Origin of the sequence: Paraburkholderia sp. JPY419, assembly GCF_050435705.1 — a bacterium.
In the GTDB taxonomy this organism is placed as follows: domain Bacteria; phylum Pseudomonadota; class Gammaproteobacteria; order Burkholderiales; family Burkholderiaceae; genus Paraburkholderia; species Paraburkholderia youngii.
In genome coordinates this window covers 326,099-353,055 of the sequence record NZ_JBNDKV010000004.1, presented here as the reverse complement: position 1 = coordinate 353,055, position 26,957 = coordinate 326,099, and the positions used below count along the sequence as shown (strand labels likewise).

Annotated in this window: 22 protein-coding genes and 1 pseudogene; 14 read left to right on the top strand and 9 right to left on the bottom strand. The window is 61.2% G+C overall.

From position 1 onward, the window contains the following. Positions 1-188: 188 nt before the first annotated feature. The 4 genes from QFZ91_RS30135 to QFZ91_RS30120 all read left to right on the top strand — a co-directional run bounded on the left by QFZ91_RS30135 (position 189) and on the right by QFZ91_RS30120 (position 9,173). Positions 189-5,561 carry a trifunctional serine/threonine-protein kinase/ATP-binding protein/sensor histidine kinase gene (locus QFZ91_RS30135; protein WP_429569397.1) on the top strand — a complete coding sequence of 1,791 codons (5,373 nt, stop codon included), beginning with the start codon at positions 189-191 and terminating at the stop codon, positions 5,559-5,561. Between the two features lie 90 nt (positions 5,562-5,651). Then, the gene (locus QFZ91_RS30130; RefSeq protein WP_429569396.1) at positions 5,652-8,084 is read left to right on the top strand and encodes a PAS domain-containing protein; all 2,433 of its coding nucleotides are present in this window, start codon (positions 5,652-5,654) and stop codon (positions 8,082-8,084) included. Between the two features lie 11 nt (positions 8,085-8,095). Continuing rightward, positions 8,096-8,467, top strand: a complete 372-nt coding sequence (locus tag QFZ91_RS30125) for a response regulator (RefSeq protein WP_429569395.1) — start codon at positions 8,096-8,098, stop codon at positions 8,465-8,467. Positions 8,468-8,498: 31 nt separating this feature from the next. Next, positions 8,499-9,173: a response regulator transcription factor gene (locus QFZ91_RS30120; protein WP_176379582.1), complete on the top strand. Its 675-nt coding sequence runs from the start codon at positions 8,499-8,501 to the stop codon at positions 9,171-9,173. A gap of 1 nt (position 9,174) precedes the next feature. On the opposite strand, the gene QFZ91_RS30115 is transcribed toward QFZ91_RS30120, so the two are convergent. The 7 genes from QFZ91_RS30115 to QFZ91_RS30085 are packed head-to-tail and all read right to left on the bottom strand — an operon-like array spanning position 9,175 to position 15,387. Continuing rightward, positions 9,175-10,674, bottom strand: coding sequence for an MdtP family multidrug efflux transporter outer membrane subunit (locus tag QFZ91_RS30115; protein ID WP_429569394.1), 1,500 nt, complete (start codon positions 10,672-10,674; stop codon positions 9,175-9,177). After that, positions 10,671-12,737, bottom strand: a complete 2,067-nt coding sequence (locus QFZ91_RS30110) for an FUSC family protein (RefSeq protein WP_429569393.1) — start codon at positions 12,735-12,737, stop codon at positions 10,671-10,673. Before QFZ91_RS30110 ends, QFZ91_RS30115 begins: the two co-directional genes overlap by 4 nt. Positions 12,738-12,747: 10 nt before the next feature. Next, positions 12,748-13,773 (bottom strand): multidrug transporter subunit MdtN, encoded by a 1,026-nt coding sequence (mdtN, locus tag QFZ91_RS30105; protein ID WP_429569392.1) that lies wholly within the window; start codon positions 13,771-13,773, stop codon positions 12,748-12,750. 41 nt (positions 13,774-13,814) lie between these two features. Next, positions 13,815-14,087, bottom strand: coding sequence for a YtcA family lipoprotein (locus QFZ91_RS30100; RefSeq protein ID WP_429569391.1), 273 nt, complete (start codon positions 14,085-14,087; stop codon positions 13,815-13,817). Then, positions 14,084-14,566, bottom strand: coding sequence for a hypothetical protein (locus QFZ91_RS30095; RefSeq protein ID WP_429569390.1), 483 nt, complete (start codon positions 14,564-14,566; stop codon positions 14,084-14,086). Before QFZ91_RS30095 ends, QFZ91_RS30100 begins: the two co-directional genes overlap by 4 nt. Beyond that, complete coding sequence (locus tag QFZ91_RS30090; protein WP_429569389.1) at positions 14,566-14,808, bottom strand: hypothetical protein; 243 nt, start codon at positions 14,806-14,808, stop codon at positions 14,566-14,568. The genes QFZ91_RS30095 and QFZ91_RS30090 overlap by 1 nt, the downstream gene beginning before the upstream one ends. Before the next feature lie 48 nt (positions 14,809-14,856). Then, complete coding sequence (locus tag QFZ91_RS30085) at positions 14,857-15,387, bottom strand: lecithin retinol acyltransferase family protein (protein WP_429569388.1); 531 nt, start codon at positions 15,385-15,387, stop codon at positions 14,857-14,859. A gap of 257 nt (positions 15,388-15,644) precedes the next feature. Between QFZ91_RS30085 and QFZ91_RS30080 the strand changes: the two genes are divergently transcribed. Then, positions 15,645-16,034, top strand: a complete 390-nt coding sequence (locus QFZ91_RS30080) for a potassium channel family protein (RefSeq protein WP_429569387.1) — start codon at positions 15,645-15,647, stop codon at positions 16,032-16,034. A gap of 57 nt (positions 16,035-16,091) precedes the next feature. Here QFZ91_RS30080 and QFZ91_RS30075 read toward each other — a convergent pair whose 3' ends face one another. Next, entirely contained in the window at positions 16,092-16,346 is a 255-nt protein-coding gene (locus tag QFZ91_RS30075) for a hypothetical protein (RefSeq protein WP_429569386.1), read from the bottom strand. Between the two features lie 326 nt (positions 16,347-16,672). Between QFZ91_RS30075 and QFZ91_RS30070 the strand changes: the two genes are divergently transcribed. The 3 genes from QFZ91_RS30070 to QFZ91_RS30060 are packed head-to-tail and all read left to right on the top strand — an operon-like array spanning position 16,673 to position 19,449. Further along, the gene (locus QFZ91_RS30070; protein ID WP_429569385.1) at positions 16,673-18,067 is read left to right on the top strand and encodes a cytochrome ubiquinol oxidase subunit I; all 1,395 of its coding nucleotides are present in this window, start codon (positions 16,673-16,675) and stop codon (positions 18,065-18,067) included. Positions 18,068-18,100: 33 nt separating this feature from the next. Then, the gene (locus QFZ91_RS30065) at positions 18,101-19,084 is read left to right on the top strand and encodes a cytochrome d ubiquinol oxidase subunit II (protein ID WP_429569384.1); all 984 of its coding nucleotides are present in this window, start codon (positions 18,101-18,103) and stop codon (positions 19,082-19,084) included. A gap of 44 nt (positions 19,085-19,128) precedes the next feature. Further along, the gene (locus tag QFZ91_RS30060) at positions 19,129-19,449 is read left to right on the top strand and encodes a DUF3331 domain-containing protein (protein WP_429570914.1); all 321 of its coding nucleotides are present in this window, start codon (positions 19,129-19,131) and stop codon (positions 19,447-19,449) included. 125 nt (positions 19,450-19,574) lie between these two features. On the opposite strand, the gene QFZ91_RS30055 is transcribed toward QFZ91_RS30060, so the two are convergent. Continuing rightward, positions 19,575-20,870 (bottom strand): NAD(P)/FAD-dependent oxidoreductase, encoded by a 1,296-nt coding sequence (locus QFZ91_RS30055; RefSeq protein WP_429569383.1) that lies wholly within the window; start codon positions 20,868-20,870, stop codon positions 19,575-19,577. Positions 20,871-21,280: 410 nt separating this feature from the next. Here QFZ91_RS30055 and QFZ91_RS30050 point away from each other — a divergent pair, with 410 nt between their 5' ends. From QFZ91_RS30050 to QFZ91_RS30025, 6 genes and pseudogenes are all read left to right on the top strand, one after another. Beyond that, a complete protein-coding gene (locus QFZ91_RS30050) occupies positions 21,281-22,198 on the top strand; it encodes a 3-hydroxyacyl-CoA dehydrogenase (RefSeq protein ID WP_429569382.1) in 918 nt (305 codons plus the stop codon). A gap of 21 nt (positions 22,199-22,219) precedes the next feature. Beyond that, positions 22,220-23,179, top strand: a complete 960-nt coding sequence (locus QFZ91_RS30045) for a 3-hydroxyacyl-CoA dehydrogenase NAD-binding domain-containing protein (protein WP_429569381.1) — start codon at positions 22,220-22,222, stop codon at positions 23,177-23,179. Between the two features lie 230 nt (positions 23,180-23,409). Then, complete coding sequence (locus QFZ91_RS30040) at positions 23,410-24,264, top strand: enoyl-CoA hydratase-related protein (protein WP_429569380.1); 855 nt, start codon at positions 23,410-23,412, stop codon at positions 24,262-24,264. A 28-nt stretch (positions 24,265-24,292) separates the two neighbouring features. Further along, positions 24,293-25,519 (top strand): CaiB/BaiF CoA transferase family protein, encoded by a 1,227-nt coding sequence (locus QFZ91_RS30035; protein ID WP_429569379.1) that lies wholly within the window; start codon positions 24,293-24,295, stop codon positions 25,517-25,519. Positions 25,520-25,549: 30 nt separating this feature from the next. Next, positions 25,550-26,323 (top strand): enoyl-CoA hydratase, encoded by a 774-nt coding sequence (locus tag QFZ91_RS30030; RefSeq protein WP_368591096.1) that lies wholly within the window; start codon positions 25,550-25,552, stop codon positions 26,321-26,323. A gap of 197 nt (positions 26,324-26,520) precedes the next feature. Continuing rightward, positions 26,521-26,894 (top strand): annotated as a pseudogene (locus tag QFZ91_RS30025) (DJ-1/PfpI family protein); the annotation flags it as partial. Positions 26,895-26,957 lie beyond the last annotated feature (63 nt).

Sequence of the window (26,957 nt, the reverse complement as noted above, 5' to 3'; positions counted from 1 at the left end):
GGTACCCGCGCTGCACAACACGGAAGCCATGACTTTCGCCTCCGTCATGAAAGCGATTCCTCCAGAGCATGTCATCTGAGCCTCGGTCCCACTCGATTGCAGATAGCAGCCAGGTCTTATGGGAGGATGGCGAGCGAATCTTTTCGCGCGCATCGCGCCTGAGCCCGGATGGCGCGCGGACTTCGGTCATGGAGTTGCGGCCTTTAGCTACAGGCTGCACACCCGCGAGCCTCGAACGCCTCGCGCACGAATACCATCTGAAGGAAGAGCTTTCCGGCGATTGGGCCGTACGGCCGCTCGAACTCGTGTCGGAGGGCAGTCAGACCGTGCTGGTGCTCGAGGATTCGGGCGCCGTTCCGCTCGACCGGCTGATAGGCACTCCCATTCCACTGGAACGCTTCCTGCAGCTCGCCATTGACATCGTCACTGCTTTGGGCAATGCCCATCAGCGCGGCCTCATCCACAAGGACATCAAGCCGGCGCATATCCTGGTGAACGACGCAACGGGCGAGGTTAGGCTCACCGGCTTCGGCATCGCCTCGCGACTTCCGCGCGAACGTCAGAGCCCGGAACATCCTGAATTGATCGCGGGAACCCTCGCGTACATGGCGCCCGAGCAAACCGGACGAATGAACCGGTCGATCGATTCACGCAGCGATCTCTACGCGGTTGGGGTCACGTTGTACGAGATGTTGACCGGGACCCTTCCTTTCACTGCGCTGGACCCTCTGGAATGGGTGCACTGCCACATCGCGCGACAGCCCGCTGCGCCGCATGAGCGCGTCTCAGGCATCCCTGCCCCGCTCTCGGCCATCGTGATGAAACTGCTGTCGAAACCCGCCGAGGATCGCTATCAAACCGCAGCCGGCCTGGAGTGGGATCTCCGAAAATGCCTGGCTGAATGGCAAGCCGCTCACCGAATCGATCCTTTCCCGCTCGGAACGCACGATACGACGCGACAGCTTTTGATCCCCGAGAAGCTCTATGGGCGCCGCAGTGAAATCGCGACGCTTCTGGATGCGTTCGAGCGCGTCGCGGGGCAAGGCACGCGGGAGCTGGTCCTCGTATCCGGCTACTCGGGAATTGGAAAATCCTCCGTCGTCAATGAGCTGCACAAGGTGATCGTGCTGCCCCGGGGTATCTTCATCTCGGGAAAATTCGACCTGCGCCTGAAAGACATCCCATACTCCACATTGGCCCAGGCATTTGCCGAACTGATCCGACAAATCCTGAACGGCCAGGATGCCGAAATTGCTCGCTGGCGCGACGCGATCGCAGAAGCCGTTGGCCAGCACGGGGGATTGCTGACCGATCTGATTCCCGAACTCGCGAGCTTGATCGGGCTGCAGCCTCCCGTTCCCGTACTCTCGCCACTGGAAACCCAGTTGAGATTTCAATCCGTCTTTGAAAAGTTTGTTGGCGTATTCGCGCGCGCCGAGCATCCGCTTGTGATTTTCCTGGACGATCTACAGTGGCTCGATCCGGCGACATTAACGGTGGTCGAATATCTGATCACGCATACTGACACGCATCACTTGCTATTGATCGGCGCGTATCGCGACAACGAAGTCGCGCCCGGGCATCCGCTGATGGATATGCTCCGTTCGATTCGCGAGGCCGGGACGAAGGTGCATGAGATCGTACTCGGCCCGCTATCGCCGGAGGACTTCGGCGAACTGCTTTGCGACGCTTTCCGATGCACGCGCGAGAAGGCTTTGCCTCTAGCCAGACTGGTACACCGGAAAACCGGCGGCAACCCATTCTTCGCGGGCCAGCTATTGACCAATCTCGTTGAGGAAGGCCTTCTCGAGTTCGAGCCGGATTCAGCCTCGTGGCGGTGGAATCTCGAACACATCGACGCGAAGGGCTTCACCGAAAACGTCGTAGAGCTGATGGTCCGCAGACTGCAGAGACTCTCGCCTCGTGCACAGGACGCGTTGAAGATGCTGGCGTGCCTCGGCAGCCAGGCCGACTTCGGCACCCTGGCGAACGTCTGGGGCGGCTCCGAGGCCACGGTCCATGCGGATTTCCTCGATGCCGTCCGGGCCGGCGCGATCGTTTCCATGGACCGCAGCTTCAAGTTTCTCCATGACCGCGTGCAAGAGGCCGCATATGCACTGATCCCTGCCGAGTCCCGCGCAGAGCATCACTTGCGCATTGGCCGCCTGCTTTTGTCGAAGCTCGATGACGCGGACATTGCGACCAGGATATTCGATCTCGTGAACCAGTTGAATCATGGATCCGAGCTGATGATCGAACGGTCCGAACGACATCGCGCAGCGACCCTCAACCTCAATGCCGCGAAGAAGGCGAAGGCCTCGACCGCGTATCGTTCGGCTTGCAATTATCTCGCGGCCGCTGCGTCGCTGCTTTCGCAGCAAGGCTGGGACGACTGTTACGAGTTGACCTTCAGCGTCTGGTTCGAACGGGCCGAATGCGAGTTTCTACTCTCCCATTTCAGCGAAGCGACCCGATGGATCGATGACATATTGCTTCGAGCGCAATCGAAAATCCACCGCGCCGAGGCCTACCGGCTCAGGATGGTCCTGCAGCTGGTGAATGCCGACAATGCGTCCGCAGTCAGAACCGCTCGCGAATGTCTGGAAATGTTCGGCATCGACTTGCCAGATCATCCTACGGATGACGAATTATCCGCAGAATACGATGCTGTCTTCATGCGCCTCGGCGCGCGCCCGATCGAAAGCCTCCTTGACCTCCCGATGATGGAAGACCCCGAGATGCGGGAGGTCATGCAGATCTTCCATATGCTAGGGCAGACCGCCTATTTCACCGATATGAACCTTGCCCAGACGATTGCCTGCCGAATGGTCGTCGTGACGCTGCAATACGGCACGACCGAATCGGCTGTCATCGCCTATTCGTTCATCTCCATTCTTCTAGGTCCATTCTTCCACCGATACAGGGACGGCGAGGCGTTCGCCCGGTTGTCGGTCGCCGTGGCGGAGAAACATAGTTTCGCAGGTCAACAAGTGGCCGCGCACTTTTTCTTGCAAATGGCGGTTCTCTGGACGCAACCGATCGAGGTCGCATTAGGGTGCGTCGATACTGCCATGCGATATGCGCAAGAAACAGGCGAAGTCATCTATGCCAGCTTCAGCCTCGAACATCGGCTGACGGACCTTCTGGCACGCGGCTATCGCCTCGATGAGGCGTGGCTCGATTCGATCAACGCAATCGAGTTCGTGAAACGAATCCACTTCCGTCACGTGCACGATATTCTGTCCAGCATCCAACATTTCATCCAGAGGCTTCGCGGGCGCACCCGCGACCCGGCGGTGATGGAGGACGCCGCGATCGATGCTCAGATCACGGAAGGCGGCATTGCCGTGGTCAACTGCTTCCACTGGATTTTGCAGATCCAGCGCCACTACCTGATGGGCGACCCTGAGAAGGCACTCGCGTGCGCCGCCAAGGCCAGCCCACTGCTTTGGTCCGGACGCTGCCACATCCAGTTCGCGAACTACTGCCTCTATCATTCGCTCGCGCTCGCCGCGGTTCACGGCTCCGCATCAGCTGATCGACAAGCGGAGATCAAGGCCGACATCACAGCAAATATCGAGGCGTTCGCAAGATGGGCAAAAAGCTGTCCAATAACGTTTGCCCACAAGCATCTGCTGCTGCGCGCCGAACTGGCCCGTCTGAACGGGCACGCAATGCAGGCCATGCGGTTCTATGAGCATGCAGCCCGCTCGGCAGGCGAGCAGGGATTCGTCCAGGATCAGGCACTGGCCAACGAGCTTGCTGCGCACTGCTGCCTCGCCGCTGGCCTCGAACGCGCCGCGTACGCTTATTTGCGTGAGGCGCGGGACTGCTATTCGCAATGGGGCGCGCACGGCAAGGTCGAACAACTGGATCGGCTCTACCCCTTGAGCAAACCTGAAGCCGCGCCTGTCTCACGCGTGACCATCGAGGAACGCGGCGAGCAACTGGATCTCGCGACCATCGTGAAGACGGCTCAGGCAATCTCAGGCGAAATGGTGCTCGAAAACCTGATCAAGTCCTTGATGACGACTGCAATCGAGCATGCTGGCGCCGAACGCGGTCTGTTGATCCTTCCACAGGGCGCCCTGCAGCGAGTCGAGGCCGAAGCCACCATTCAAGGTGGCCGGGTCATCGTGCAATTGCAGCAACAGCCACCGAGACCGGTGGCCTTGCCGGACTCGCTCTTGCGCTACGTCGCAAGCACGCATGAACCCGTCATCATTGACGATGCCTCAGCCGAAAACCGCTTCTCCGACGATCCCTATATCCGCCAGAAATGCGCTCGCTCAGTCCTTTGTCTGCCGTTGCTCAAGCAGGCCGGGCTGATCGGTGTGCTCTACCTGGAGAACAACCTCGCGCCCGGCGTCTTCGCTCCGAAGCGCATCGCCCTGCTGAAGCTGCTCGCCTCGCAGGCGGCGATCGCATTGGAAAACGCGCGCCTTTACCGTGACCTTGCAGAACGTGAAGCAAAGATCCGGCGCCTCGTCGATTCCAACATCGTCGGGATTTTGATCGGGGATCTCGAAGGTCAGATCCTCGAAGCCAATGACGCGTTTCTTCGTATGTTGGGATACGACCATGACGATCTGCTATTGGGGCGTCCGAGTTGGAGGGACCTGACGCCACCCGAGTGGATCAAGCGCAGCGGCGTTGAGTGGGAAAAGCTGGAGAAGACCGGGATATTACAGCCCTACGAGAAAGAGTACTTTCGGAAGGATGGCAGCCGCGTGCCGGTGCTGGTCGGCATTGCCATGCTCGGCGAGAACGCGACTCAAGCTATCGCGTTTGTGCTCGATCTGAGCGAGCTCAAACGGGCGGAAGCTCAGGCGCGCCAGATGCAGCTCGAGCTCACGCATGCGAACCGCGTCACTGCCATTGGGCAACTCGCAGCGTCGATCAGCCACGAAATGAAGCAGCCGATTGCTGCGACGACCCTCAATGCGTCGACAGGTCTGCGCTTCCTGGGTCTCGACCCACCCAATGTCGAGGAGGCCCGCCTGGCGTTCGAGCGTATCGTCCGTGACGCGAGGCGTGCAGGCGAGGTGATAAAGCGTATTCATGGCCTCGTCGCCAAGGCCCCTATGAGCACCGAGATCTTGCAGATCAACGAGGCGATTCGCGAGGTGATGGCGCTTACGTCCGGCGAGGCGAACCGGAACGGCGTTTCCGTGCGGCCGCGGCTTGCGGAGGATTTACCGCCGATCAAGGGCGATCGGGTGCAAATCCAGCAGGTGATGCTGAACCTCATCATCAACGCCATTGATGCAATGAGTGCGGTTGACAAAGGGCCGCGCGAATTGACGATCGACACCGCGGTGACCGAGCCAGGCGTCGTCCGTGTGGCCGTGCGCGACTCCGGCCCGGGTATCGCCCCGGAGAACATCGAGCGCCTCTTCGAGCCGTTTTATACAACCAAGGCCAGCGGAATGGGCATGGGGCTGCCGATCTGCAATTCGATCGTCGAGGCACATGGCGGCCGCCTGTGGGCGAGCAACGACGCCGAGCGCGGTGCGATCTTTCAATTCACGTTGCCCATCAATCCCGCCGTTTCAGCGTAAGCCGGCCCAAACCGATACCAAGGTATATTGACTCCCGGTTCTCAAAAGCCGATCGTTGTAGCGTGAGGCACGCTGTAGAAAGGGATCGCGATGGAAAACGAACTCAGTCGTACTGTCGATGCGCTCCCCGGGTTGGTCTGGACAGCGTTTCCCGACGGCCGCATCGAGTTCGTCAATCGACGCTGGTGCGAATATACGGGGCTTTCCGTCGAGCAAGCGTCGGGCGAAGGCTGGCAGACGGCGTTCCATCCCGATGATCAGCCGGGACTGATCGAAGCCTGGCGAACCGTCCTCGCCTCCGGCGAGCCGGGCGAGGCGGAAGCGCGCATGCGTCGCTTCGATGGCGTGTATCGCTGGTTCACATGCCGAGCCAGTCCGATTACCGATGCCACCGGTCAAGCCGTAAAGTGGTGTGGGATCAACTCGGACATCGAGGACCGCAAGCAGACCGAAGCTGCGCTGCGCGCACAAGAGCAGCGCTTCGAGCTGATCGTCGATGGCCTCCCCACCCGGGTCATCCTTTTTTCGCCCGACGGTGACGTTTTGCACGCCAACCGTCATACGCTCGAATTTTCCGGCTCGACGCTCGATGAGTTGCGGCAATGGAAGACCAACGGCCTGACCCACCCTGATGATCGGGCGGCGGTGATCGCCCGGTTCCGGGCGTCGATCAGCACCGGCGAGCCCTATGATGCGGAGTCGCGCCATCGCCGTGCCGATGGCGTCTACCGGTGGTTCCGCGTGCAAGGCTTTCCGTTGCGCGATAACGAGGGCCGAATCGCTCTCTGGTATTTCCTTCAGACGGATATCGATGACCGCAAGCGTGCCGAGGCGCTGCTCGAGGGCGAAAATCGCCTGCTGGAGATGGTCGCGACAGGGCAGCCTCTGCCGAACGTTCTCAACGACCTATGCCGACTGGTCGAAGAGATCGCAGCCGACTGCGTCTGCAGAGTCACCTTTCGGGAGACACACGACGCCGCGTGCCTGCATCTGGGGTCTCCCGGTCTCCCGAAGCGCTTTCTCCCTCCTGCCGGTACGCGTGCCACCTCCGATGACTCCGGCCCGCTGGGCATGGCGGTGTCCCTCAAGGCGCAGGTGATCGTGCCCGATGTCGCGTCGGACGCGCGCTGGACCAAGGCGTGGCGGGAGCGCAGCCTCGCACATGGACTGCGTTCCTGCTGGGCGACGCCGATCCTCTCGCGTACCGACGAAGTGCTGGGAACGTTCACGCTGTTTCGGTCTGCTCCGGGCGATCCCACGCCTATCCAGCGTGAACTGATCGCACAGTTCACGCACATCGCGAGCATAGCCATCGAGCGGGCACATAGCATCGCTGCGCGTCAGGAGGCGGATGAGCGCTTACGCCAAAGCGCGGCGCTGATGGCCAAAGTGGAGCAACTCAGTTCGAGCGGCAGCTTCTGCTGGCACCTTGAAACCGGCGCGTTCACGTGGTCAGATCAGCTTTACCGCATCTTCGGGATCGAACCGGGGGTGCCGATTACGATAGACACGATCGCCACCCGCTTCCACCCTGGCGACCGACATCTACTTGACGAAATGATCGAGCGGGCGCGAGAAGGCAAAGATCTGGAGTTCGAAATCCGCCTGCTGCTGCCCGACGGCGCGGTCAGGCACATCCACATACAGGCGCACGCCACGCGCGACCCGCAAGGCTCGCTGGACTACATCGGCGCCGCGCAGGACATGACGGAGCGTCGGGCGTCCGAAGATGCGCTTCTCGCGTTGCGCGCCGAATTGGCCCATCTGAGCCGGGTCAACAGTCAAGGCGCGTTGACGGCCTCGATCGCGCACGAGATCAACCAGCCGCTGACTGGCATCGTGACCAACGCAAGCACCGGTCTGCGCATGCTGAGTGCGGAACCGCCCAATGTGGAAGGCGCGCTCGAGACGGTACGACGCACGATCCGCGACGGGCACCGCGCATCCGAGGTGATGAAACGCCTGCGCGCGCTGTTCAGCAACAAAACCATCACGACCGATACAGTCGATCTGGTCGAAGCGACTCGGGAGGTGATTGATCTGCTGCAAGGCGAAATTCGCAACAAGCGGATCGTGCTGCATCTGAAGACGGCCGACGATCTGCCGCCTGTCGCCGGGGACAAGATCCAGCTCCAGCAGGTGGTGCTCAACCTGCTTGTCAACGCCGTGGAGGCGATGAATGGCGTCGACGACCGGCCACGGCAGATACAGGTGAGCATCGAGCGCGACGATGGCGACCATGTGCGGCTGTCTGTGACCGATTCCGGCATGGGCATCGACCCGCAGCTTGCCGGCAAGCTCTTCGATCCGCTTTTTACGACCAAGCGCGAAGGTATGGGCATCGGCCTGTCTGTGAGCCGTTGCATCATCGAAAGCCTCGACGGCCGGTTGTGGGCCTCCTCGAACAAAGACCGGGGCGCCACGTTTACTTTCTCCATTCCGTGTCGGGCGGACAGCGTGGCGGCCGCCGAGCGGTCCGCGCCCGCAGGACAGTCCGCGCGCGCGGATGCGGAGCGACCCTAAAGGAATCTGTGATGACAGAGCGCCCGCTTATCGCGGTGGTCGACGATGACGAGTCGGTGCGCGAATCGCTGCCCGACCTGCTGCATATGTTCGGCTTCGCAACCCGGGCATTTGGGTCGGCAGAAGAATTTCTGGCCTCCGGATGCGCCGGCGAAGTGCGCTGCCTGATCCTCGACGTCGCCATGCCAGGCATGTCCGGCGACGAGCTGCAGCACGAGCTCAAGCGGTGCCGGGAAGCCATTCCGATCGTCTTCATCACGGCGCATGGGGACGAGGTGTTGCGCCCGCGCATGCTCGAACAAGGTGCCGTCGATTGTCTGCTCAAACCCTTCAGCGACACCGCCCTTCTGGGGGCGATCCAGGCCGCGCTCAAGGTCGAATGATTCACCCCGGGGCCTGTGAATGGAGTTCAAAATGATACCCGCTCGTGCAGTCGAAGCCGCCCCGAAATCATCGTCGGCGCAAGCCACGCCGGTCGTCTTCGTCGTCGATGACGATGTCTCGGTGCGTGAGTCGCTCGAAGCCATGATTCGCTTTGCTGGTCTAAGGGCAGAAACCTTTGCTTGCGCCCGGGACTTTCTCGGACGCACGCGCGCGATGGTCCCGAACTGTCTGGTGCTGGATGTCAGCCTGCCCGATCTCAGCGGCCTCGACCTGCAAAATCTGATTGCTTCCGAACGTACCGACATGCCGATCATCTTCATCACCGGCTACGGCGACGTGCCGATGACGGTGCGAGCCATGAAAGCGGGAGCGGCCGAATTTCTCACCAAGCCGTTCGACGACCAGGTGCTGCTCGACGCCATCCGACACGCGCTCGAGCGCAGCCGCGCGGCGTTGACCGAAGAAGCCGGGATGCAGTCGATCCGTGACCGCTACGCCTCACTCAGTCGACGCGAGCGGGAGGTCATGGCGTTAGTGGTATCCGGCCTGCTGAACAAACAGGTCGGAGCCGAACTGGGCATCAGCGAGATCACAGTGAAGGTGCACCGCCGACACGTGATGCGAAAGATGGACGCGCGCTCGCTCCCCGAACTCGTCAACATCGCGGGACGACTAACCCAGAGCACGCACGGGCGTGAAGGCTAGGTCACCTTACCCGCAATTCAACAGGTGCCTCGTCGCGATAGCCTCCTCCGAGCGCTTTCGACAGCGCGATCCCCTGACTCAGGCGCTGCCCGTCGAGCTCCAGCAAGGAGATGCGTTCGAGCAACACTGCCTGGCGGGCGTCCATTGCCGTCAGTCGGCTCGCAACGCCTCTTTCATAGTGCGCCTGCGCACTGGCCTCGGCGAACGACACGGCGTCGATTTTCTGTGCCTGCAGCAGGGCTTCCTGATCGAGGTCCTGAAGTCTGCTACCCGTTACCGCTACGTCGCGCACGGCGTTCAGCACGGCGTCGTTGTACTGCGCGATGAGCGTGTTGCTGGCCGTGCGCGCGCTGCTGAGGTTCGCGTTGAGCCGGCCGCCGTCGAAGATCGGCAGATACAGACCGGGTATCAGATTGATCTGCTGACTGGCATGTGTAAAGAGGTCCGCAAGGTGCAGCGCGTTGAGGCCAAAAAACGCCTTGATGTCGAAGCTCGGATAAAACGCGGCCTTCGCGGCGTCGATACGGTCGAACGAAGACTGCACATACCAACGCAGCGCTTGCAGGTCCGGACGACGTGCAAGCAGTTCGTATGACAGTGTCGGCGGCAATGCGGACTGCTGCAGCGGCAACGCGACGGGCCTGATGTCGGAAAGATCGTCCGGACCTGTGCCAAGCAACGCGCGCAGCGATTCGCGCAATTGCGTGACGCTGGCGCGCGCCGCCACAAGCTGCCTCTGCGTCGCCAACAGTTGCGCACGCGCCAGCTCGGTCTGGGTGACGGGCTCCAGGCCTCGTGCGGCACGTGTCGCGTGTGCATCCACATCGAACGCCGCGACATCCCGCAGCTGCGAGAGCAGATCGATCAGTTGATACGTCGTCTGGATGCCGTAGTAAATCTGCGCGACGTCTGTCGACATCTCAAGTTCAATGCCGGCGACCTCCGCCAACCGCGCGTTGTGCACGCCGATCGCAGCTTCAACTTGCGCGCGCTGCTCGCCCCAAATATCGATGTCCAGGCTCGCGCCGAGCCCAACGATGCCCTCCGTGTACCACGGCCCCGTCGCACCGATCGCAGGTTCGTTCGTCGAGTAGGCCCCGAGGAAGCCGTTCGACGACACGCGCTGACGGTCGAGCGCGGCGAGCGCCGTAACCTGCAGATTCGTCCCCGCGCGCACCAGATCGATATCCGATTTCGCCTGCGCGACGCGCGTATGCGCGATCACGATCGTCGGCGAGCTGGTAAGTGCCCGCGCGATCAGCGAATCGAGTTGCGGATCGCCGTAAGCGCTCCACCATTGCCTGGCTGGCCAATCGCCTGGTTCGAGATGAATGTCGCCGCTAATGCGGATTTGTTCCGGGGCGATTACGGCATAAGGTTTTGTATCGTGCCGGATCAGCGCGCAGGCCGACAATGTGCACGCCAATACGGCCACTACGCCTTTGCGCAGCAAACGATACGCTAGCGGATCAGAAGAGCCGGTCGCGATTGCGGTGTTCATGTCGCGATCCCGTTGTCCAAGAACTGATGATCGCGCCATGCCGGCAGGGTCGACACCAGTCCCATCAGACGCGTCGCCCGTGTAGTCAACCGATCGTATGCACGCTTCGCTGCATCCGTGAGCAACAACGCTTCCTCATCGGAAAAAACGGGAGCCGGTGCGTGCACTGATTGCTGGCCCCCGGTCAAGTTGCTTGCGTACCCTTCCAGCGATACCGCGACCGTCGTTGCCCAGATCGCTGCGGCGCGCTGCGCACTACCCTCCCCATTCGGCTGCGACCGGCGTTCCGCTTCGAAAGCGCCCGCCGCAAGCAGGATTTCGCGGGTCTGCGCAAGCACCGTCTGGACATGGTGCTGAAAACCTTCCCGCTGCCCTTCGCCCATTTGCCAGCCAGGCTCCAGTGCGACGCGCGCGGCCATCGCCTCACAATCTGCAAGCTCCGCCCAGAGCGCACTGGGCGCCGAGATTGCGTCTTTCTGCTGTCGCAAACTGGCGGCAAGCTTGCGCAGCAGAGCGCCGATACGTTGACGCAGCGCCTCGCCTTCCGCTTCGGGCCATATCGATGCATGCACGACGGTCGATATCGCGACCCCCAGCAGAATGCCGACTATCCGGTCCCTGATCTCGGTGAGGTTCGTCGTCGGTGCGAATTGACCGAGCAGGGACAGCCCGAACGTGAACATGAGTTGGATGCCCGCATAGCTGATCCGCTCCGATCCCGCGCTGATCCATGCACCAAGCGCGATCACCGGCAACGACATCAGCAGCAGGCCGACAATGCCGTCGAGGCGCGGGACCACCCATACCACCATCGCGAGCGCGATCGCGCTGCCGAGCGCCGCACCGCCAATCCGCAAGATCCCGCGCTGACTCGTCGCGCCGAGACTTGGTTGCGCGACGATCAGCGACGACAGCATGATCGTGTGAATGCCCTGCCAACCAGTCGCCAGGTAAAAGAGGTAGCCGACCATCGCCGCTAGTAGTGTTTTCAACGCGAACTGCAGATAGACCGGGTTCGAGAACGCATCAGGGACAAGAAGACGCTGTTTCTCCTGTTCCGTTTCCGTCGAATCGGGCGCCGCCGATCTGCTGGCAAATGCGAGAAACGCTTCCCGCATCTCCTCAACCGCACCTGGCATGCCGAGGTCCACAATGTTCGTGAGCCGCTCCGGCACGGTGAAGCGCTCCGCCGTGCGAATGGCGTGGACGAAACGCTCGCATGCGCCGCCCAGTGCATGCAGGACGCCAGCCGGGACATTCGCCATGCTTTCCGGCAAATGAGCCGCCGCCGCATACAACCGCGACACCGTTGCGACACGCGCCAGATGAAACGCCTGTTGGCGCCGGTAATTGGCGTCCCGCATCGTCGCGAACCGCAGCAGACGTTGCAGCGTCAGAGTTCCGTCTTGTATTGCTCGCGCGTTGAGTTCTACAACACCGCGCTCGCCACGCTCGAGGTGCGCGAGGGCCGAGCGCGTCACCGCAAGCTGCGCCAGCATGGCGTCTTCAAGTTGCTCTACAGGCTCCGCAGGCAGACATAACGTGTTGATCAGCAGCGTGATCGCAATCGCATAGTTCACAGCGACCCACACCCATAGCACAATCCGTACGAGCGCCTCGGCGTGATCGGTCAGGTCCACGAACGACTGGACATAGATCACCACGATGCCGACGACAAAGAAAGCAGCGCCGATTTTTGCCACCCGCATCAGGTAAGCGCTAACGAAGAACAGTGCTGCCGACAGCAGGATTCTCAGCAACGGGTAATCGAACGTCAGCTTCAGCACAAGAATCGCACTACCGATGGCCAAGGTCACCCCGACCACGAACACAACGCCGACCAGACGCGTCATCACCACGTTCGACTGTGTGACATAAAACACGACGAGCAACGACAGCGCGAGAAACGGCACCTGTAATGTCATCGATATCGTAATGACGATCGCGCACGCGAATACGCAACGCAGCATCACGTTTGCACGCCCCGGTTGAGCGCGGTTCTCATCGACGAGAAAGCGGGAGAATCGCCGCAAGCCCGATGAAGGTTTATCGAGTGTCGCCATCACCTCGCCCTCAACGCCTGGATCTCGCCGCGTCGCCGCGGTTGAGCGTTGCGACCGCCGAAGTACCGATGCGGAACAGCTCGGGATCGGGATTGCGCACGGCGATCTTGACCGGGAAGCGCTGCGATACATGCACCCAGTTGATGGTGCGCTGCACGCTCGGAAGACCCTGTTCCACCACGCCGCCATCGTCTGGCAGCACGCCATAGCCGACCGAATCGACTACGCCGGTGAAACGTCTGGCGGTGTCGCTCATCAGGTACACGGTCGAAGGCGTCCCTGCATGGACGCCCTTCAACTCCGTTTCCCGAAAGTTGGCGACGACATACCAATGCCGCGTATCGATCAACGTGAAAACAGGCTTCAGTGCCGATGCGAATTGCCCGACCGTCGTGCGCAGCGAGACCACCCGACCGTCGAACGGCGCACGCACCTGCGTGAACTCGAGATTCAGTTCGGCAAGGGCAATTTGTGCCCTGACCTCCGCGCGCTGCGCGACCAGCGCATCAACGCCGCTAACTGCCGCGCTAGCCTGCTGCGCCTCGCGCACCGCGGCATTGAGTTCCGCCTGCGCGGAGCGCTGCGCAGTACGTGCGCGATCGACTTCCTCGGCGGAGACATAGCCCTGCGCGAGCAAGGGTTCGGTGCGGCGCAGGGTGTCCTCGGCCTGGTTTGCCACTGCGCGGGCCCGCTCGACGGCAGCCTGCACGGAATCCGCGTTGTATTGCTGCGCATGCACCGTACGCTGCGTCAAAACGATCTGGTTGTTGAGCGTGTCGAGCCGTGCGCGCGCCTGATCCAGCGCGGTCTGATAGGGGCGCGGGTCGATGCGCAGTAGCAGTTCGCCTTGCTTGACGGCCTGATTGTCGCGTACGGGAAGCTCGATGATCCGGCCGCTGACTTCAGGAACGACGCTGATCGTGTCCGCGTACACATACGCGTCGTCGGTGGACGGTGCGTGATCGAGCCGCCACAGAACCACGACCAGCAAGCCGATGGCAATCAGCACAATCGCAGCTGCAGGAAGCTTCTTCATGTACCGCGCGGCGCGAGCGTCGTCAGTCATTTTGGCCCACGTCAACGGTGAAAAAACGCCAACCAGGCGGCCATCGCGAGCAGTGCACTCAGCGCCGGATAGCTGACCGCGAGCGGTGCGAGCGCCGGGATCGCACCGCGCCGGCTCAATGCGAGGTGGACGAGAATAGTCCCCGTGATGCCAGCGACAATGCAGAATAACCAGTCCGGAAAGGCTGCACCCAACAGCGGAATCGATGGCGCAAATGCGCAACCGCTGAGCAACACAGCGGGCATTGTCAGCAATGCCAGACTAACGACACTCGAGCGGCTCATTGCGGGTCGTTGGCCGTAGGGTGACCTTCGCTCAAACGTTCGCTGACACTGTCTCCGTTCCACGCCGCCAGAGCGAACGCGACAACACATGCGCCTTTACCGAGGCATTCGACCGTCGAGACGAGAGCAAGGGCAATGCTGTGCGTGTACTCGAGAGGTAACGCCGGTGCTACGGCAAATACACTTGCGGCGCAAATGAATGCGAAGACGTGACGGGTCAAGCGCAGGTCGACAATGGCAGCGAAACCAATGAGGCAAACCAGTACCTTCGACGCCACCACAGCGAGCAGTGAGGTTGAATCAATCGACCCACTCAGTTCGAGCGGTGCCTCAATAAGTGTCCAGCAACAGACCACAATGATTGATACCTTGAGCAGGCGCTCCGATCTGGGCGCGAGATCGTCGGCATCCACCGAGACTCCCGACACGTAGTGCGCGCCGGGAACGCACTTCGTCAAATTGCCAAGGCCGTGGTTCATCACACAGACCTCCACGCGGACATGGCCGGCCGCGCTTGCGCGGGCGGAAAGACATTCCACGATCCATCGTCGTGACGGAAGAAGAAAATCGACAGCAGACCGCCGGAAAGCATCGCTTCGACGCACACGCAGCGCCGATGCATACCAGTGCGGCGAACCCGCACGACATGCGTGCGCGTCGCGTGCGTGGGCGTGAGCCATTTCTCGACGGCCCAGTGCAGAGTCATTTCAGTCGGGCCCATGGCGGCCTCCTTCGCGCATTTGTCTGTATCAAACTCAACTCAAGGCTTTCATGCCGCAGTAACCGCTGCGTGATCGGCTTTGACCCGAATGCCGATGAGGGCGCTCACGAGACACAGCAGCGCGTGGACGCCTGCGCCCGGATGTTTGAGGAAGGCATGGACCTGTTCGCTGCGGCTTTCACCATCCAGACACCATGCGCAGAAGTGCTCGCAATTGTTCGTCAGCAGGCGATACCGGTCTTCGCCGAGCCGCGAGCGGGCGCGCAGCACGGTTTGGACGCCGGAATACTTCGGCAACGGACACTGGCGCACATCAACGGCGTGACCATCGGCGAACTGGTCGAGCGGGACTTCCTCGACGGGGCCGCGACGCACGGACTTCACGAAACCCGCGTAGTGAATGACCCTGCCGCTACCGACATAAATGCCGTGATGTTCGTAGCCGTGGCGTTTCGTGATCAGGTGGGCACCGAGAGCGGGTTCGTCATTCGAGCCGCCGAGCGCCACGTCGGTCGATACATAAGCGGCTGCGCGTTGTGCGCCGTGTATGGCGCCTGATTGACGGCGGTTACGATTCATTGCTCTGCTCCAGGTCCCCGGGGGACAAACGGCTGATGCCACAAACGGGCCATGCCAGTGCATGAAAAAGCGGCCTCATTTGCAGTGGCGCTTGCGAACCAATGTAGGGCGTACCCAACGCAGTCGCAATTACACCTTGGTTCAGGACACGTATTTGCTGGGGATGCGAAGGTGTGACTAACACCATCGTGCAATGGCTCCGCCCTCCGCCGAGGGCCTACCCTCACCGTGTGAACGAAGACGGTTGGAGATGATCCATGGAGACGAAAGTTAGGCGTTCCGCGCCCGCCCCCCTGAAGGCTGGCCACGTATTCGAAGAATTTGCGAAGACCCTCTGGTACCTGCGTGCGCCGCTCGCAGCGTTATTTGTGTTGTTTCTTCTGCTTTCAGCGGTGATGTATTACGCCGGCGGTTCAATGGAAGCGGGAAGCAGAACGCCATCGTCGTTTGGGGATGCCCTCTACTTCTGCATCATCACGGCGCTCACGATCGGCTACGGCGACGTGGTGCCCACGACCATCGTGGGTCGGATCGATTCGATACTGATCGGAGTGCAGGGCGTATTGGTGACGAGTATGGTCACAGCCGCGTTCGTGCACGCGGTTCAGGAGGCAGCGCGCCACGCCCGCACGCAAGACGATGCCTAGGTCCTATGCGGCCGCGGCAAGTCCGACATTGGCGAAAATCACGAAGCCGCTCCGGCTTCACGAAAACCAGCAGCCCACCCTGAATACGCTGCCAAGTCCAACACGCGCCCAACAGGTCGTCAGTATCGCGGCCAGAAGCATGGCCCCGACCACGAACGCGAGAATCGCGTAACCGGCCGGTGTCATAGGGCCGCCGGCAAGGGCAGCCCACTGTCTGGCGCTCGGCGCGATCTGGATGATGCGTCGCACCTGGCCTGTGATGTAAGCGCTACAAAGGCGCGCTGCAATGGCGGTGAAGATTTCGCTTTTCATGATGAAGGGGCGCCGCAAGCACCATCCAGACAGGTCCCAAGACAAAGACCTTGTATAGCGAGCCGATCTGACCTCCATCTCGCTGGCATTCGGGACAAAAACTTTAGCCTGCGAACCAATTTAGGCTTCGCCGGCCACAGTCGCAACTACACTTTGGTAGCAGGTTCCGGTGACCGTCTTTCCCTTCGGCGCCTCGGTATCGTTACACCTTCGTGCAATTGAGCCGCGCAACATCAACGGCCTAAAGTTGCTCTATACGGGCAACGTCTCCCAACGCTGACGTCGCTCGAACGTAGCCAATCGCACACCGCAATGGGACGGTCATCATGCTCACTGACGTACTCCAACTCTCTCGCGCGCAGTTCGCGATGACCACGATCTTCCACATCGTGTGGCCTATCCTCACTGTCAGTCTGTCGGCATTTCTGCTGCTGATCGAAGTACTGTGGATTCGCACCGGCGACGTGATGTACTACCGGCACGCCCGCCACTGGAGCAAGCTGCTCGCGCTCAATTTCGCGGTGGGCGTGGTGACTGGCATTCCGCTGGAATTTCAATTCGGCACCAACTGGTCCGGCTTCGCACGATTCAGTGGCCAGTTCGTCGGTAATATTCTTGGCTTTGAAGGCGCAATGGCGTTCATGCTCGAAGCCGGATTCATCGGCGTGATGATGCTCGGCTGGGGACGTGTGTCACGTGGCGTCCACGTCTTCGCCACGGCGATGGTAGCGCTCGGATCCAGCATTTCCGTATTCTGGATCATGGTCGCCAATTCGTGGATGCAGACGCCCGCCGGTATCACCGTCGTCAACGGCAAGCTCGTGATCACGGACTATGCAGCGGCCATCTTCAACCCCGACATGGTGTGGGCCGTCTCTCACATGTGGACGGCCGCGATCGAAACCGGGATGTTTGTGATCGCAGGCATCTCGGCATACCACCTGTTCCGCCGGAGGCACCCTGAGTTCTTTGCGCGTTCCTTCAAGATCGCACTGGGCGTGCTCGTCGTCGTTGCACCGCTTCAGGTCTGGCTGGGAGACTCCAGCGGCACCAGCGTGTTCGCGACTCAACCCGCGAAAGGTGCCGCCATCGAAGGGCACTGGCAGACCAACAAGCCGGGCACAGGCGCCGCATGGTCGCTCGTTGCATGGCCCGATCAGCAAAGGCAGCGTAATGACTGGTCGATCGAAGTGCCGGGACTCCTGAGCATTCTCGGCACGCACTCGCTGCACGGACGGGTCTCGGGTCTCACGGACTTCCCGCGCGCCGACCAACCGCCGATGCTGCCGCTCCTCTACTACGCGTTCCGGGTGATGGCCGGCATCGGCTTCGCGTTCATGCTGCTCGCGCTCTGGACCGCGTATGCGCTGCACAAAGCGCGCGGCAACCTCCAGCGCCTCCTCGCGCAGCGCAAGCTCCTGCTGGCGTGGGTACTGTGCATCCCGCTGCCTTACGTGGCCGTCGAGGCCGGATGGATCGTACGCGAGGTGGGACGTCAGCCATGGGTCGTCTACGGACTGCTGCGAACCAGTCAAGCCTTGTCCGCGGTGCCCGCGTCCTCGGTAACGGCCAGCATGGCGATGTTCTTCGTGTTCGACGTCGTGTTACTCATCAGCTTCTTCTTACTCGCGCGGCGTTGGCTGAAGAACGGTCCCGATCTCGCTGCCACACCGCCCACGACCACGAGCATCACGCCCCAAACGATGGCGACGGAATATTGAATCTTCTTGCCCCAACTGAAGGGAGATCGTTCGATGGAAAGCACCACTCATTCCCTGCTGGCCCTCACGTGGTTCGGCCTGATCGGCCTGATGCTGGCCTTCTACGTCGTGACCGATGGATTCGACCTTGGTGTCGGTATGCTGACTCTGCTGAGCAGAAATCGCGGAGACCGGGACCTGATGGTTCAAACCATCGGTCACGTGTGGGATGCGAACGAGACATGGCTGGTCGTGGTCGGCGGCGCCCTGTTCGGCGCGTTTCCGGCTGCCTACGCGGCCTTGATGCAAGCGCTCTATCTGCCCGTCATGGCGATGATAGCCGGGCTGATCATGCGGGGTGCAGCCATCGAATTCCGCCATAGCGCGCAGCACCGAAGCCTATGGGACGTCGTGTTCGGCGTGGGCAGCCTCGTCGCGGCCATCTCTCAGGGCATCGTACTCGGCAAGATGATCACGGGGTTCGTGCCTGGCGGATCCAGCACGGCGTTCATCACGGTGACAGCCATCGGGGTCGTCAGCGGCTACAGCCTGCTCGGCGCGACGTGGCTCGCCAGGAAGGCGGTGGGTCTGCTCGAACGTTGGGCCCGCCGGCTGGCCCTGTTGAGCGCACAGTTCACCGTCGCGGCCGCGATCGTGCTCACCGCGGCGACCTGGTTCGACAGCGTGGCGGTCCATGCCCGCTGGTCCGAGCCCGGGGTGTTCGCCCCGCTTGCGGTGCTCGGCGTACTCGCCGTCCTCTCGTACGGCTGGCTCATGGCGTCGCTCTATCGCGGACGCGACCGCGGGCCCTTCGGGGCGGCGATAACGCTTTTCATCGTGTCGTTCGCGGGCCTTGCAATTAGCCTCTACCCCTACTTCATTCCGGGCAGGCTCACGATCTTGCAAGCCGCGTCGGACACCCTGACCCTCGCGTTCATGTTGATCGGAGTCGGCCTCGTGTTCCCGGTGATGATCGGCTACAACCTGCACCAGTATGCGATTTTCCGCGGCAAGGTTGTCGACACGCCCCACGCGTGACAGCACGCGATTTCAGCGAAAAATCCCCATTCCAGGAGCAGCCAGTGAAAACGTCAGAGTACGCTACGTTAGACGACGCACGAGTCCAGGTGGAAATTCTCGAACACTCCGAGACGACACTGATCATTCGCTGGGTGGAGCCCGGACGATGTCACTATGGGGAGCAGCGCTGGCGTCTTCGCCATGCGAGAGCGCCGGGCGTGTGCGTGGTGTCGCGGCGTGCAATCCGCCGCGGCGACGCCGTCTTTCGCCCCGCCGAACGCCCCGCTCCAGCAAACGCATCGGCGATGATCTCTGTTGAAGCGTTTGGCTATTCAAGTCGCGGCGTTGGCTTCAACTCAACGCAATCCGCACGTTGCGTGTAATTCCGACTCGCTTCCTCATTAGCGACGCTGCGCTGCAGCGTCGTTCTCAAGTCACTCACATCTGGAAGTAACATGCCGCTCCAAAGAGCGGCGAACATGAACATCTGCTGGGCCACGAAAGCCCCTCAAGCGAGTCGAATCGCCGGTTGAGCCAATCCGTTGATTTGCTCCGCCGTCCAGAGCAGAGTTGCCCGGCGAAAACCGTGTAGCGCCTGCTGATGGCGTCGGTACAACATCGCGTGACTAAGCTGGGCAAGCTTGCCCCGAATGATCCCCCCAGGAAACAATCCAAAACGACCCAGCGTGCCGAACGAGTCGTACTCGCTCAATGACACGAGCGATCCGAAGTCCCGGAATGCGAAGCGAGGAAGAGGTTTCTTGTGACGGATCCATTCCGGCAAATGGCGCGCCAGGTGCTCCGCCTGCTGCGTGGCTACCTGCGCAGTAGGAGGCAGCGGTCGCTGCGCACCTTGCGGCGTGAGCGAAGCGCAATCGCCGAGCGCGAAAATATTCTCGTCGTTCAGAGCCTGCAGCGTGCCCGACACCATGATCTGGTTGGACCGGTTGGTTTCGAGGCCAGCTAGCCCGTTCATGAAATCAGGCGCTTTCACGCCAGCAGCCCATACCATCAAGTCCGCTTCGGCAAGCTTGCCGTCTCCATACCGGAAACCTTCCGCTTCCGCAGCGGAGACCCCTGTCGAGGTCATTACACGAAAGCCAATTTTCTCGAGCTGTTGCTGGCTGGCTGACGAGATCTCCGCAGGGAATGCGGGAAGCACGCGTGGTCCGGCCTCCAAAAGCGTCAAGCGCAGCCTGTCTCTAATCGCAGGATCGCCGTAGCTGGCCGCGAGCTCGAAAAGATGACTGAGCTCGGCCGATAACTCGACCCCGGTAGCACCAGCGCCCACGATCGCAATCCTGAGCTCCTCATCCTTGACCACGGAACGAAGAGAATGCTCGCGCAATGCGACGTTGAATGTCTCTGCCTGCTGTTGGCTGTCAATAAGATGGCAGTGCTCGAGGACTCCAGGCACGCCGAAGTCGTTCGCGCGGCTGCCTATGGACAGTAGCAGCACATCGTATGGAACTGTTCTCCTCTCGAGCATCAAGCCGCCCTCGTGCGACTCGATTGCGGCAAGTTGAACTTCACGTCGTTGTCGGTCCAGTCCGCACATTTCTCCCGGCTGATACGTAAAGCTGTGTTCGCGCGCATGGGAAAGATAGATTACACGCTGCTGATTCACATCGCGCGTACCTGCCGCAATCGTGTGCAGCATCGGTTTCCAGATATGCGTCGGGCTTCTGTCGATCAAAGTCACGCCTGCTTCACCCGACCGGCCTAACCGATCGCCGAGCCTGGTTGCAAGCAGAATCCCGGCGATTCCGCCACCTACGATAACGATACGAGTTGGCTTTTTCATAGCAATCACTCAATAAACGAAGAACGATTTCGATTGACCTGTGCCGACGACAATGCACTGGTTGGCAATGGCGGTTCCTCCAATGAGACTCATCGGTACCTTCGCAAAATAGGATATGCAGCAGGACGTCCGCAATTACACCTTGGGCGAAGGATTGAACGACAAGCCTTCCCACCCGACACGATGGTGTCGTTACACCATCGTGCAATTGAGTCGATGCCGATCACCACATAGATTGATGTCCATGAACAACGCCCCCGACACCGGCGTCGTTCAAACCCCGGCCAGTCGCTCAACGTCACGGGCGCATCGCGCGCCTCGGCGAGCGAAGATACCGATACCTGTGGCGCTCGCTCTCTGCCCGATGTTCTGCGTTCACATCACCTCCGGCAAAACGTTAAGGATGGCACATGACTACGACTCACACCAATTCAAGCAGCGTTTCTCAGGACACGGTTTGCTCGGGACGATTGTTTCTCCTCGAATTGAGCAGCAACTCGATTTACTCGATGAATCCAGATGGATCCGACCGCAAGACGATCGTCACGGACTGCCACCTCCCCGATGGAATCGCAGTGGACGCGCACGCTGGCCACATTTACTGGACGAACATGGGTCACGCTCTGAGCGCCAATGACGGATCGATCGAGCGCGCCGACCTCGACGGCAACAACCGCGTGGTCATCGTCCCCCAAGGCCTCACGCATACCCCAAAGCAGCTCCAGCTCGACCGCGACGGTGCAAAACTTTATTGGTGCGACCGCGAAGGCATGCGCGTGATGCGCGTCAACTGCGACGGCTCTGATATCGAAACACTGGTCGAGACCGGGAGCGGCGACAACGACCGCCACGACCAGAACCGATGGTGCGTCGGAGTCGCTGTCGATCGCGTGCACCGGAAGCTCTATTGGACACAAAAGGGCCCTGACAACGGCGACCAGGGCCGCATCCTCCGCGCGAATCTGGAGATCCCGAATGGCGAAGATCCGGCCACCCGCTCCGACATCGAAGTGCTGTTCGACCATCTGCCGGAACCGATCGATCTCGAATTCGACGAGGAGAACCGCGTCCTCTATTGGACGGACCGCGGCGATCCCCCGCGCGGAAACACAGTCAATCGCGCCCCGGTCGATAAAGCGGCGACCCCCGAGATCGTCATCACGCATCTGCTGGAAGGGATCGGCATCACGCTTGACGTTGCTGGTAGCCGAATGTTCGTCACGGACCTGGGAGGATCGGTCTATTCAGCGCAACTCGATGGCAGCAATCTGCGCAACTTTCTCTACGCCCAGGGCAACCTCACCGGCGTTGCCTACGCCGAAGTCTGACCCGTACATTGGAGAAATGACATGACTGACACCAAGCCCATTCGCCGCGTCGCCATCATCGGCACGGGCGTGATCGGCGCGAGCTGGGCCGCGCTGTTTCTCGCCAAAGGATTGCATGTCGCGGCGACGGACATAGCACCGAATGCGGAAGCGTCATTGAATAAATTCGTGGAGTCCGCGTGGCCAGCGCTCACGAGATTGGGCCTTTCGCCCGGAGCATCGCTCACGAACCTCACATTCACGCCCTTGCTCGAACAAGCACTCGTGAGCGCGGACCTGGTCCAGGAAAACGGACCCGAGCGGATCGATTTCAAGCAGAAGCTCTATGGACAACTCGACGAGCTGTTGCCTGCCGACGTGATCGTTGCTTCGAGTTCGTCGGGGCTCACCATGAGCGAAATCCAGAAGGGGGCTGCCGCGCATCCCGAACGCTGCGTCATCGCCCATCCCTTCAACCCGCCCCATCTGATCCCGCTGGTCGAGATCGTCGGCGGCTCGAAGACCTCGGAAGCGACGATCCAGCGCGCAGCGGAATTTTATACGACGATCGGGCAGCGTACGGTGCGGGTCAACAAGGAGATGCCGGGCCACGTCGCGAACCGGCTGCAGGCCGCATTGGCGCGCGAGGTGTACTACCTCGTCGCCGAGGGCGTAGTAAGCGCTGCCGACGTCGACACCGCCCTGTGCTGGGGGCCGGGCCTGCGCTGGGGCGTGATGGGCAACATGATGCTCAACCATCTTGGCGGGGGCCCTGGCGGCATCGAGCACTTCTTCCAGCAGTTCAGCGGCCCTATGACGGCGTGGTGGAAGACGCTCGGCGAGCCGGTTCTGAGCCCTGAGGTTCAAAAGAAGCTCATAGACAGCGTCCACGTTGAGGCCGGGTCGCGCTCCATCGAAGAGCTGGAGGCGCAGCGTGATGAGGTTCTGCTCGGTCTGCTGGAGCTACGCCGCAAGGTTGGGGGTTCGAAACAGACGAAATGACTCGCTCCGGTCGCGTGAGCCTAGGCACAACCTTCCGGATTGCTCACCCCACGTCGCGCGTTTCTTTGCCGACGCCGAGGCGCTCTATTCCTACGAGGGCACCTACCAGATGCAGAACCTGATCGTCGGGAAAGCAATCACTGGGTTCAGCGCGTTTATCTAAGACTGCAGTCGTGACGACGAGTTCGTCGCCGTCCCCCGATTCACCTGAATTAGAAGGAAAGCTAAACATGTCATCGACAACAGTGACAGCCCCAGCTTCACCCGTAGTAGTAGTGCCCGATGATCCGCAGGCGAAAGTCGTCACGCTCGCGAACGTTCTGTACGAAAAGCGCAATGGGATCGCATACGTGACCGTCAACCGTCCCAAGGTCCTCAATGCCCTGAGCACGCAGACATGGAAGGATCTGCGAACGGCTTTCGAGGATGCACGCGGGGACACCGTCGTGCGCGGCGTCATTCTCACTGGCGCGGGCGATAAGGCGTTCATCGCCGGCGCGGACATCAGTGAGCTTGCGCACGCGAGCGCGATCGAAGCGGAGCAGTCGAGCCGTTTTGGGCAAGCCGTGCTCGACCTGATCGAGAACCTCGGCAAACCGGTGGTCGCGGCAATCAATGGCTTTGCGCTCGGCGGCGGCTGCGAGACGGCAATGGCGTGCACCCTGCGCATCGCCGTGGAGCACGCGAAGCTCGGACAGCCCGAGGTAAAGCTCGGGCTGCTGCCAGGCGGAGGCGGCACGCAGCGGCTGCCGCGCCTCGTCGGGAAAGGCCGCGCGTTGCAGCTCATTCTGTCCGCGGAGCTCATCAGTGCGCAGGAAGCATGGCGCATCGGGCTCGTCAACGAGGTGGTTCCCGCGGCCGATCTCATTGGACGCGCTGAAGCCATTCTGAAGATGATCGCCTCGAACGCTCCTGTCGCGGTGAGGCTATCGCTCGAAGCGGTGAACAAGGGCCTGGACGCGAACCAGAGCGAAGGTCTCGCTCTCGAAGCCTCCTACTTCGGGCTGTGCGCCGGGACAGATGACAAAAAGGAAGGCACTTCCGCCTTCCTCGAAAAGCGCGCCCCGCAGTTCGTGGGACGGTGAAGCAGACAACACGATTTAGGAGTGGCCAATGGCAAGCGACAATATTTTTTCCGGACTGAAGGTGGTCGACTTTTCGAGCTTTATCGCGGCGCCCGGCGCCGCCGTCATGCTGTCGGACTTCGGCGCCGATGTGATCAAGGTCGAACCCCCGAGCGGTGACCCCTGGCGACACGGGCACCAGATCCCGTCACAACCGATGGCAGATGAGCCGTATCAGTGGCATCTCGCCAATCGTAACAAACGCGGCATCGCGCTCGACCTGAGGTCGCCCAGCGCCCAGCAAGTTCTCCAGCGGCTCGTCACATGGGCTGATGTGTTCACCGTCAATACGCCACATCCGGCGCGCAAGAAGTTGAAGCTCGAGTACGACGATCTGGCGCGCTGGAACCCGCGACTGATCTATGCGGATATCACCGGCTTTGGCGAAAGCGGCCCAGATGCCGATCTGCCCGGCTTCGATCTGACCGCGTTCTGGGCGCGTAGCGGCCTGTTGTCGATGACGCGTGACGCCGGCGCGCCACCAACCTGGCCGGTGGCCGGAAGCGGCGACAATGCGACGGCAGTTGGAATCTATTCGGCGATCGTCACGGCGCTTTACCGCCGAGAGCGCACGGGCAAAGGCTCTTACGTCACGACTTCGCTCCTTGCCTCAGGCGTCTGGTCGGCCAGCGTTGCTATCCAGGCCGCCCTGGCCGGCGCGACGTTTCCAGCACCGCACGATCGCACGCATCCCGCGAATGCGGCGCTCAACGTGTACCGCGCCTCAGACGGCACCTGGTTCGTCCTGGTGGTGATGCACGACAAGTTGGCGGCCGTCGCGAAAGCCATCGGACGCCCGGATCTGCTGACTGATGCACGGTTTACAGATCCGGCGAAGGTGGCGGCGAACATGCCGCAACTTACGGCCATCCTGGACGAGGTTTTCGGCGCGCAGCCGATGGCGCACTGGCACGAGGCATTCAGCAGTCTCCACGTCACGTACGGCGCCGTGCGCGGACCACAAGAGGTGATCGACGATCCGCAGCTGCGAGCCAACGATGTCATCGTTCCGCTCGAGGGCGCCGGCGGCAAATTGACCTCGACGATCAGCAATCCGATTCGGGTTCATGGCGTCGACAAAGTGCCGGCGCGACGCGCGCCCGATCTTGGCGAGCATACCGACGACATCCTCCGCGAGCTGGGCTTCGATGCAAACGACGTCGAAGGCCTGCGCGCGAGCGGCGCGGTGGCGAGCATGAAGGAACACGCCGCCTGACACACGAAGCACAGAGAGAAAGGAGCAAGCATGAGCGACATCATCACCGAGCGAACCGGCAGCGTCCTGCGGGTCGCCTTCAATCGCCCCGAGAAGAAGAATGCCATGACGGGAGCCATGTACACGAATCTCGCGGACATCTTCAACGAGGCCGCCGAAGACGAAGAAGTCCGCGTCGTGCTCTGGCACGGCGTGGGCGAGTCATTCTGCGCAGGCAACGACGTCGGGGATTTTCTCAAGCATCCGCCCCGGCTGGGCGACTTTCCGCAGGGCCGCCTGATCTCGGCGCTCATCCGGTTCGAAAAGCCCATCGTGGCGGCCGTGCAAGGCGCGGCGATCGGCGGCGGAACCACGATGCTGACCCACTGCGATTTCGTCTACGCGGGCGAAAGTGCGAAGTTCCAGTTGCCGTTCATCAACCTTGCGCTAGTGCCGGAATTCGGGTCGAGCTTTTCGATACCAGCGCGCGTAGGACATCTAGGGGCAGCGGACCTGTTTCTGCTCGGAGAGCCCTTCACTGCGTCGCGAGCAGTGGAACTGGGCCTCGCGACTCGCGTGCTGCCCGACGGCGATCTACTCGAGACCGCTACTGCAACAGCACATAAGCTCGCGGCAAAACCGGGCAGCGCGTTGCTCGCTACCAAACGACTCATCAAGCAGGCTGCGCTTCAGCAGCTCCAGGAGGCTGTGAAGAGTGAAAACCAGACCTTTTTTGCACAGGTGAGTTCAGCAGAGGCCAAGGAAGCTTTCTCGGCCTTTCTCGAGAAACGTGCGCCCGATTTTACGAAGAGCCCGAAGGGCTGATGGTATGCCTCGGATCGCCAATCAACCACTCACCAATACCGCCGAGTCAGCGTGAACCTGCTGCCGTGCAAATGATTCACCGGGCATGTATCCGGTGTCGCATAAAGGCACAGCGTGCGCCGATATCTGTGTATATGCTCCTCGCGACACGGCCGCAAATGAGCATGAGTTATGCCACGACGTGATGGAGAATGGACATGTGCCGAATTGGCTTTCTGATTAGCGACGGTTTCCTGTCCATGGATCTCGCGATGCAGTCGGTGTTCGAGTGCGCGAACGTCGTGGTCGGAGAGTCGTTCTACGCGCTCGAAACTTTTTCCGAGGACGGCGGGGAGATCCGCTCATCACTTGGCCTGACAGTGAGCACACGATCATTGCACGGGCATGTTGACGTGGACACGTGGATCGTCGGCGGGGTTATTGATCCGCTCAGTTCTCCGCCTCCTGACACCATAGTGGCGTTCCTGCGCAAAGCTTGCATCAGCGCGAGGCGCATAGGCGCGATCACCACCGGCGGATTCGTGCTCGCGGAAGCAGGCTTGCTGGCGCGCGGCGCGCCACGACGCATTGGACGAGTCTCTAGAATTGATTAAGTCGGCTGCTTTCCTCGAAATTCATAGAAGGCTTTCACCTA

Bases quoted from the DNA above. Each gene is read 5' to 3' on its own strand.
- QFZ91_RS30135 (WP_429569397.1), top strand. From the start codon at position 189: ATGGAGTTGCGGCCTTTAGCTACAGGCTGCACACCCGCGAGCCTCGAA.
- QFZ91_RS30130 (WP_429569396.1), top strand. From the start codon at position 5,652: ATGGAAAACGAACTCAGTCGTACTGTCGATGCGCTCCCCGGGTTGGTC.
- QFZ91_RS30125 (WP_429569395.1), top strand. From the start codon at position 8,096: ATGACAGAGCGCCCGCTTATCGCGGTGGTCGACGATGACGAGTCGGTG.
- QFZ91_RS30120 (WP_176379582.1), top strand. From the start codon at position 8,499: ATGATACCCGCTCGTGCAGTCGAAGCCGCCCCGAAATCATCGTCGGCG.
- QFZ91_RS30115 (WP_429569394.1), bottom strand. From the start codon at position 10,674: ATGAACACCGCAATCGCGACCGGCTCTTCTGATCCGCTAGCGTATCGT.
- QFZ91_RS30110 (WP_429569393.1), bottom strand. From the start codon at position 12,737: ATGGCGACACTCGATAAACCTTCATCGGGCTTGCGGCGATTCTCCCGC.
- mdtN (WP_429569392.1), bottom strand. From the start codon at position 13,773: ATGAAGAAGCTTCCTGCAGCTGCGATTGTGCTGATTGCCATCGGCTTG.
- QFZ91_RS30100 (WP_429569391.1), bottom strand. From the start codon at position 14,087: ATGAGCCGCTCGAGTGTCGTTAGTCTGGCATTGCTGACAATGCCCGCT.
- QFZ91_RS30095 (WP_429569390.1), bottom strand. From the start codon at position 14,566: ATGAACCACGGCCTTGGCAATTTGACGAAGTGCGTTCCCGGCGCGCAC.
- QFZ91_RS30090 (WP_429569389.1), bottom strand. From the start codon at position 14,808: ATGGGCCCGACTGAAATGACTCTGCACTGGGCCGTCGAGAAATGGCTC.
- QFZ91_RS30085 (WP_429569388.1), bottom strand. From the start codon at position 15,387: ATGAATCGTAACCGCCGTCAATCAGGCGCCATACACGGCGCACAACGC.
- QFZ91_RS30080 (WP_429569387.1), top strand. From the start codon at position 15,645: ATGGAGACGAAAGTTAGGCGTTCCGCGCCCGCCCCCCTGAAGGCTGGC.
- QFZ91_RS30075 (WP_429569386.1), bottom strand. From the start codon at position 16,346: ATGAAAAGCGAAATCTTCACCGCCATTGCAGCGCGCCTTTGTAGCGCT.
- QFZ91_RS30070 (WP_429569385.1), top strand. From the start codon at position 16,673: ATGCTCACTGACGTACTCCAACTCTCTCGCGCGCAGTTCGCGATGACC.
- QFZ91_RS30065 (WP_429569384.1), top strand. From the start codon at position 18,101: ATGGAAAGCACCACTCATTCCCTGCTGGCCCTCACGTGGTTCGGCCTG.
- QFZ91_RS30055 (WP_429569383.1), bottom strand. From the start codon at position 20,870: ATGAAAAAGCCAACTCGTATCGTTATCGTAGGTGGCGGAATCGCCGGG.
- QFZ91_RS30050 (WP_429569382.1), top strand. From the start codon at position 21,281: ATGACTACGACTCACACCAATTCAAGCAGCGTTTCTCAGGACACGGTT.
- QFZ91_RS30045 (WP_429569381.1), top strand. From the start codon at position 22,220: ATGACTGACACCAAGCCCATTCGCCGCGTCGCCATCATCGGCACGGGC.
- QFZ91_RS30040 (WP_429569380.1), top strand. From the start codon at position 23,410: ATGTCATCGACAACAGTGACAGCCCCAGCTTCACCCGTAGTAGTAGTG.
- QFZ91_RS30035 (WP_429569379.1), top strand. From the start codon at position 24,293: ATGGCAAGCGACAATATTTTTTCCGGACTGAAGGTGGTCGACTTTTCG.
- QFZ91_RS30030 (WP_368591096.1), top strand. From the start codon at position 25,550: ATGAGCGACATCATCACCGAGCGAACCGGCAGCGTCCTGCGGGTCGCC.